We start from the raw sequence: 216 nt of genomic DNA on the forward strand, positions 1-216 counted from the left end.
CACCACCACTGCCGCCATAAACAGGCTCAGCCATGCATCACGAGTGACGACCAGTACCAATCCCAGAATGGCGCAGGAGACCGTAATCGCGGCAGGAACGGCTTCGACATGGGCGTGCAGCATCAGCCCCAGCGCGACGCCAACGAATACCGCAGGGAAAATCCGCCCACCGCGAAAACCACTCGCTGCAGCCACAACCAGTGCAGCCAGCTTTAT

The 216-nt window shown here is 60.2% G+C and carries 1 pseudogene; it reads right to left on the bottom strand.

The window, feature by feature from the left end:
- A pseudogene (locus tag FDX22_RS03635) lies at positions 1-216 on the bottom strand (ion channel protein); the annotation flags it as partial.

The organism is Citrobacter sp. TBCS-14 (assembly GCF_005280805.1).
GTDB classification, from domain to species: Bacteria; Pseudomonadota; Gammaproteobacteria; order Enterobacterales; family Enterobacteriaceae; genus Citrobacter; species Citrobacter gillenii.